The organism is Pantoea sp. Pa-EAmG (genome assembly GCF_030024295.1).
Classification (GTDB): Bacteria; Pseudomonadota; Gammaproteobacteria; order Enterobacterales; family Enterobacteriaceae; genus Pantoea; species Pantoea dispersa.
The window spans coordinates 86292-92959 of sequence record NZ_JASEWO010000001.1 but is presented as its reverse complement, the minus strand read 5'-3'; the positions used below and the strand labels follow the sequence as shown (position 1 = coordinate 92959).

Sequence of the window (6668 nt, the reverse complement as noted above, 5' to 3'; positions counted from 1 at the left end):
CGGCACTGTCATCAACGAGGCGGTTTATCGATTCAGATCCACAATACATGGCTAGTGCGCCAGACCCCACACTTTGCCCGCTTTAGCCACTTTCCGCTGCTAATCCAGCTATTCCCTCCATAACGTTTTTAGCGGTGGCTCCGCACAATTCAGTAATGACTGTATGGCGGAGAAAACACAATGCTGGAAGCGCTGAAACAGCAGGTTCTGGAGGCCAATCTCGACCTGCCGCGTTACAACCTGGTGACCTTTACGTGGGGCAATGTCAGCGCGGTAGACCGCGAGCGCGGGCTGCTGGTGATCAAACCCTCGGGCGTTAAATATGAGCAGATGCAGCGCGACGACATGGTGGTGGTCGAACTGGAAAGCGGCAATGTCGTCGAGGGCCAGCTGCGGCCATCTTCGGATACCGCAACACACCGCGCACTGTATCTGGCGTGGCCGGATATTGGCGGCATCGTGCACACCCATTCGCGCCACGCCACCATCTGGGCGCAGGCGGGCAGGGACATCCCGGCATGGGGCACCACGCACGCTGACGATTTCTATGGCACCATTCCCTGCACTCGCGCGATGCAACGGGCAGAGATTGAGCAGGAATATGAATGGCACACCGGCCAGGTCATCATTGAAACCTTTGCGCAGCGCGGCATCGAGCCCGGCGCGATTCCTGCTGCGCTGGTGAACTCCCACGGGCCGTTTGCCTGGGGTAAAGACGCACATAGCGCAGTGCACAGTGCGGTGGTGCTGGAAGAGGTGGCCTACATGGCGCTGCACACTGAGCAGCTGCGTGCCGAGCTACCGCCTATCGCTCAGACCCTGCTTGACCTGCACTATCTGCGCAAGCACGGGAAGAACGCCTGGTACGGGCAAGGCTGAGCGCGTGATATTGTCTCAAGGCACCGGCGGGTGCCTTTTTTATTTAAGGGGATTGCGTGCCCGGACGAGACGGGGGACTGTCGATGCTGTGGTTTATTCACCATGCGTTAAGCGTATTTATGCGCTTGCCGGCTGTTGCGCCGTCATTAAGTAAGCCCGCTAATCTTTCCTCAGGCAGGGGCTCGGGGATCTCTCTGGATTTTACGTTATAAATCAAACTCTCATTTGGTCTGGCCTCACTCTGCATTACGCTGATGTGGCGTTTAACGCATCACATAAATAGAGGATGAGACGATGACAGTAATTAACCAACCAACCTGCCGCCTGTTTACCGAAGTCGGCCAAACCACCCAGCTCGCCGCCTATTATGAGGAAGGTCGACACACCATGTGGATGATGCTGCGCGCGCAGCCGCGCCCCAGTTTCAACCACGAATTAATCGAGGAGATCATGAACCTGAGCTACGCCGCCCAGCGTTCCGGTCTGCCGATTGATTTCTGGGTGACCGGATCGCTGGTGCCGCAGATGTTTAACGCCGGGGGCGATTTGCGTTTCTTTGTTGAATGCATTCGCAACAACCGCCGTGAAGCACTGCGCGCCTACGCCCGCGCCTGTGTTGATTGCATCCATTCGGCGGCCCGCGGGTTTGACACCGGCGCAGTGACGCTGGCGATGATTGAGGGCAGTGCCTTGGGCGGCGGTTTTGAAGCAGCGCTGGCGCACCACTTCATTCTGGCGCAGAACAGTGCGCGTATGGGCTTCCCGGAAATTGCCTTCAACCTGTTCCCCGGCATGGGCGGCTACTCACTGGTGGCCCGCCGCTCCGGGATGAAGCTGGCCGAAGAGCTGATCTGTGAAGGGGAGTCGCACAGCGCAGAGTGGTATGAAACCCGTGGTCTGGTCGACAAAGTGTTCCAGCCCGGTGACAGCTACCGCACCACGCGTACCTTCATCGATACGCTGCGGCCAAAACTGAATGGAGTCCGTGCCATGCTGAAAGCGCGACAGCGCGTGCTGCAGCTGTCACGGGCAGAACTGATGGATATTACTGAGGATTGGGTCGACTATGCTTTCACGCTGGAACCGAAAGATATTGCCTACATGGAACGTCTGGTACAGCTGCAAAATCGTCACAGCGCATCACTGCGTAAAGCCGGTTAGCAGTACGCTAAGACGTTAAACGCGGGCAGGATGCTTAGCCAGCCAATGCCCGAGCTGCTCTGCGGGCATTGGTTTCGCATAATAATAACCCTGACGCCCATCGACACCGTTGGTCAGCACAAACTTCTCTTCGGCTTTGGTTTCGATGCCTTCGGCAATGACCTGTAAATCCAGGGCTTTCGCCACGGCAACGATCGCGCGCACCAGCGACTGCGATACCGGTTGCTTGTTGATATTGCGCACAAAACTTTGATCCAGCTTAATCGCATCGATCGGCACGCGCGCCAGCTGGGAGAGCGAGGAGTAGCCCGTGCCGAAATCATCCAGATGCACCTGTGCGCCTAACTCCTGAAACTGTTTCATCAGCTTCAGCGCACCGGCCTCGTTCTCGATCAGGCAGCTTTCCGTCAGCTCGATGTCTATCGGGCACTCACTGATGCCCGCTTCGCTCAGCGCCTGTTTCAGGTCACTGTAGATGCTCTGGTCGATCAGCTGTTTGGCGGAAACGTTCACTGCGACGCGCAGGTAAATGCCTTCGCTGCGCCATTTAACGATTTGCTGCAGCACGTTCAGCATCACCCAGCGCCCGAGCGGCACAATCAGTCCGGACTCTTCCGCGTAAGAGATGAAATCGCCAGGCGGCACCAGACCGCGTTCGGGTGAATTCCAGCGCACCAGCGCCTCGGCACTGCGCACTTCGCCGTCGCGATCGATCTTCGGCTGATAGTGCACCACCAGATGATCCTGCTCCAGCGCTTTGCGCAGATTGGTATCCAGCCACAGATATTCAAATACGCGCTGGTTCATCTCGCTGGCGAACACGCAGAATTTGCCGCGCCCGTTCTCTTTAGCGTGGTACATCGCGGTATCGGCGTTACGAATCAGACTTTCGCGATCTTCACCATGCAGCGGGGCGAGGGCGATACCAATCGAGCAGCCGCTGTAGACTTCGATCAGCCCGATACGGAACGGCTGACGCAGCCGCTCCAGAATGCGTGAGGCCATCGCCTCCAGCGCCGCCTGACTGGTGTGCTCAGCCAGTACCACAAACTCATCACCGCCGAGGCGCGCCAGCGTCTGGTCCTTGCCGAGACAGCTGAGGATCGCCAGCGACACCGCCTGCAGCAGCTGGTCGCCAAACATATGGCCGTAGGCATCGTTTACCTTCTTGAAATTGTCGAGATCGAGGTAAACCACGCCGGTCTGGCTGCCGTTAGCCAGCTCCAGTGCCAGGCTAATTTGCTGATGGATAGCGTTGCGATTCGGCAGGCCCGTCACCGTGTCGGTATTGGCCATAACGCGTAAGCGCTCCTGCGCCCGACGCTCTTCTGTGATGTCGGTTCCGGAACAGATGAGGAAAATTTCATTTTTTCCGCTACCGCTGTGGACGAACTTATTACGAAACAGAAACAGTCGCTGACCTTTTCGGGTTTTAACCCAGCGCTCCACTTCGTAGGAGTTGCCGTCGCGAAAGAAGCCGGCGATGTTACGGCGCGACGCCTGCGCTTCCTGCTTGGTCATAAACAGCTGAAACACATTGCGGCCAATTACTTCCTGCTCTTTCAGGCCGGTGTACTCTTCGCTCAGGCGGTTAAAACGCTGAATGTTGCCGCGCTGATCGAGGATGACGATCACCGAATTCGCTTCTGACACCACCTGTTCGGCGAAGGAGAGGCCAAGGGTTAAATCGCGCGCCACCGACGAGGTATCGCCCCAGGCGGACGCAGTGCCGGCCCAGGTGGACTGATTCACTTTACGGCCGACAAAGTGCATCGGCACCGGTGAGCCGTGCAGTGAAAGAGTCAGGTTGATGCTGGAAGTAATTACCGTCATGGCACGCAGCAGACTGGCCTGAGCCGGCGTCAGGGGCACCGCCATATTGGTATTGGCATTTTCATCTTCGGCAAAATGCAGCGCATCGCTATCTGAAGTTAAACGCCAATGAGGGCTGGTTGTGCCAAACAAGGTATATAGCAACGTTTGCCCTTGTTCATCGGTCATGGAAACTTCCTCCGGAGGAATGCGCAGCAGGGGTATCTCATTATTTTAGCAACAGTATTCAACCTCCTGCGCCAGCACAAGATGCAAACTGAATATATTTTTGTTTTTATTAAAGAATGGCACGAAAAAGCCCCGGATTCCGGGGCTGAAAGGTTAGCACGGGCACTTGCCGAGTTTGCCCGCCTGGCTGGGAAAACGCGCCTCCAGGCAGTAACGATGGAAGGCGCGCTCATCCATGGGGGGCTGTTCCGGATGTTTTTCGCGCATATGCTTCAGATAAGTTTGATAGTCGTGCACGCCCACCATTAACCGGAAGCTCTGCTGTAATCCCTGCCACAGACGCTGCCAGCGTGAGCGCGGCGCGGCAGGGGCGCGGGCAGCGAGCGGTAAGCACTGCTGAATTTGCCAGCCCGCGTGCGGCTTTTTCCAGCGTAAAATGGCCTCAGACATTGCGCACCTCCTGACGGAGTGACACGTCCGACTCATGGGTGGTCGGCACCGAACTGCGCAGCGCGCGCCGGATCACGAAGAACGCCGCAATCAGCATGGTTACCGCGACCAGCATGAAAAAGCCGCACAGCGCCGCGTTGATCTGGTTGCTGAACACGATGGTTTGCATGTCGGCCACGGTTTTCGCCGGTGCGATAATCACGCCCTCATCGAGACCTTTACGGAACTTACTGGCCTGCGCGAGGAAACCAATTGACGGTTTCTCATGGAAAATTTTCTGCCAGCCGGCGGTCATGGAGGTGATAAACAGCCAGGCGGTCGGCACAATCGTCACCCAGGCGTAACGCTGCTTTTTCATTTTGAACAGCACCACGGTACCGAGGATCAGCGCCATCGACGCCAGCATCTGGTTACCGATGCCAAACAGCGGCCACAGGGTATTGATGCCGCCGAGCGGATCGACCACGCCCTGATACACGAAGAAACCCCAGCCGGCCACCGCCACGGTGGTACCGGCCATGTTCCCTAGCCACGAGCGGTTGTTAGCCAGCGAAGGTATCACGGTCCCGACCAGATCCTGCACCATAAAACGGCAGGCGCGGGTACCGGCATCAACGGCGGTGAGGATAAACAGCGCCTCAAACAGAATGGCGAAGTGATACCAGAACGCCATCATTGCACGGCTGTTAAACACCTCGGTGATGATATGCGCCATCCCGACGGCAAACGTCGGTGCACCACCGGCGCGGGAGAGAATGGTGCTTTCGCCCACTTCGCCGGCAATACCGCTCAGCATCTCCGGCGTCACCACAAAGCCCCAGCCATTAATTACCTGAGACGCGTTCTCCACCGTGGTACCAATCAGCGCCGCCGGTGAGTTCATGGCAAAGTAGACGCCCGGATCGAGCACCGAGGCACAAATCAGCGCCATGATCGCCACAAAGGACTCCATCAGCATGGCGCCATAGCCGATAAAGCGAATATGGCTTTCGCGCTCCACCAGTTTTGGCGTGGTACCGCTCGACACCAGCGCGTGGAAGCCGGAGATCGCGCCGCAGGCGATGGTGATAAACAGGAACGGGAACAGCGCGCCGGAGAACACCGGCCCCGTGCCGTCGATAAAGCGCGTCACCGCCGGCATCTTCAGTTCCGGCATGGCGAACAGGATGCCCACCGCCAGCCCGATGATCACGCCGATTTTCAGGAAAGTGGAGAGGTAATCACGCGGCGCCAGCAGCAGCCACACCGGCAGCGACGAGGCAACAAAACCGTAGATCACCAGCACCCACGTCAGCTCGGTGCCTTTCAGGGTAAAAATCGGTCCCCAGTACGGATCGGCCGCCACGTCACCGCCGTAAATGATCGCCGCCATCATCAGCACAAAGCCGATGATCGACACTTCGGCGATTTTACCCGGACGCAGAAAGCGCATATACACGCCCATGAACAAGGCAATCGGAATGGTGGCGGCGATGGTAAACAGCCCCCACGGACTGTTAGCCAGCGCTTTCACCACCACCAGCGCCAGCGCGGAGAGAATAATGATCATCACACCGAGCGCACCGAGCATGGTGACCACGCCGGCGAACGAGCCCAGTTCCTGGCGCGCCATCTCACCCAGCGAACGACCGTCGCGGCGCGTGGAGATAAACAGCACCAGAAAATCCTGCACCGCGCCGGCCAGCATCACGCCGACCAGAATCCAGATGGTGCCGGGCAGAAAACCCATCTGCGCCGCCAGGATCGGCCCGACCAGCGGACCGGCACCGGCGATGGCGGCAAAGTGGTGGCCAAACAGCACCCATTTGTTGGTAGGAACATAGTCCAGCCCGTCATTGAAGCGCTCTGCCGGCGTGCGGCGCCGGTCGTCCAGCTCAAAAATGCGCCTGGCGATAAACAGGCTGTAGAAGCGATACGCGATGCTATAGCAGGCGACGGAGGCTATCACCAGCCAGACGGCATTAACGTGCTCGCCGCGACTGAGCGCCAGCATGGCGAACGCAGCCGCACCAATTAACGCCACCGCTAACCAGATCAATCCGGTTCTGACGTTGTTCATGAGTTAACTCCTTGTAGGGACCGGGAAAAAGGCGATCGGAATACAACAAGTTAAAAGTAATGTAATGAATTGTTAACGACAGGGAATCGGATCAGAAGTGTGAAGCGGGAAACAAATT

The 6668-nt window shown here is 57.7% G+C and carries 5 protein-coding genes; 2 read left to right on the top strand and 3 right to left on the bottom strand.

The window, feature by feature from the left end; genetic code table 11:
* Positions 1-180: 180 nt before the first annotated feature.
* Together araD and QMM04_RS00385 are read left to right on the top strand one after the other, a co-directional pair.
* Complete coding sequence (gene araD, locus QMM04_RS00390) at positions 181-879, top strand: L-ribulose-5-phosphate 4-epimerase (RefSeq protein WP_058774630.1); 699 nt, start codon at positions 181-183, stop codon at positions 877-879.
* Between the two features lie 294 nt (positions 880-1173).
* Complete coding sequence (locus QMM04_RS00385) at positions 1174-2040, top strand: crotonase/enoyl-CoA hydratase family protein (RefSeq protein ID WP_021505954.1); 867 nt, start codon at positions 1174-1176, stop codon at positions 2038-2040.
* A gap of 15 nt (positions 2041-2055) precedes the next feature.
* Here QMM04_RS00385 and pdeR read toward each other — a convergent pair whose 3' ends face one another.
* The 3 genes from pdeR to QMM04_RS00370 form a co-directional block, all read right to left on the bottom strand.
* On the bottom strand, positions 2056-4041 hold the full coding sequence (gene pdeR, locus QMM04_RS00380; protein ID WP_058758614.1) for a cyclic di-GMP phosphodiesterase: 1986 nt from the start codon (positions 4039-4041) through the stop codon (positions 2056-2058).
* Between the two features lie 153 nt (positions 4042-4194).
* Positions 4195-4491, bottom strand: coding sequence for a CstA-like transporter-associated (seleno)protein (locus QMM04_RS00375; RefSeq protein WP_088517171.1), 297 nt, complete (start codon positions 4489-4491; stop codon positions 4195-4197).
* Complete coding sequence (locus QMM04_RS00370) at positions 4484-6550, bottom strand: carbon starvation CstA family protein (protein ID WP_141495400.1); 2067 nt, start codon at positions 6548-6550, stop codon at positions 4484-4486. Before QMM04_RS00370 ends, QMM04_RS00375 begins: the two co-directional genes overlap by 8 nt.
* Positions 6551-6668 lie beyond the last annotated feature (118 nt).

Bases quoted from the DNA above. Each gene is read 5' to 3' on its own strand.
- QMM04_RS00370 (WP_141495400.1), bottom strand. From the start codon at position 6,550: ATGAACAACGTCAGAACCGGATTGATCTGGTTAGCGGTGGCGTTAATT.
- QMM04_RS00375 (WP_088517171.1), bottom strand. From the start codon at position 4,491: ATGTCTGAGGCCATTTTACGCTGGAAAAAGCCGCACGCGGGCTGGCAA.
- araD (WP_058774630.1), top strand. From the start codon at position 181: ATGCTGGAAGCGCTGAAACAGCAGGTTCTGGAGGCCAATCTCGACCTG.
- pdeR (WP_058758614.1), bottom strand. From the start codon at position 4,041: ATGACCGATGAACAAGGGCAAACGTTGCTATATACCTTGTTTGGCACA.
- QMM04_RS00385 (WP_021505954.1), top strand. From the start codon at position 1,174: ATGACAGTAATTAACCAACCAACCTGCCGCCTGTTTACCGAAGTCGGC.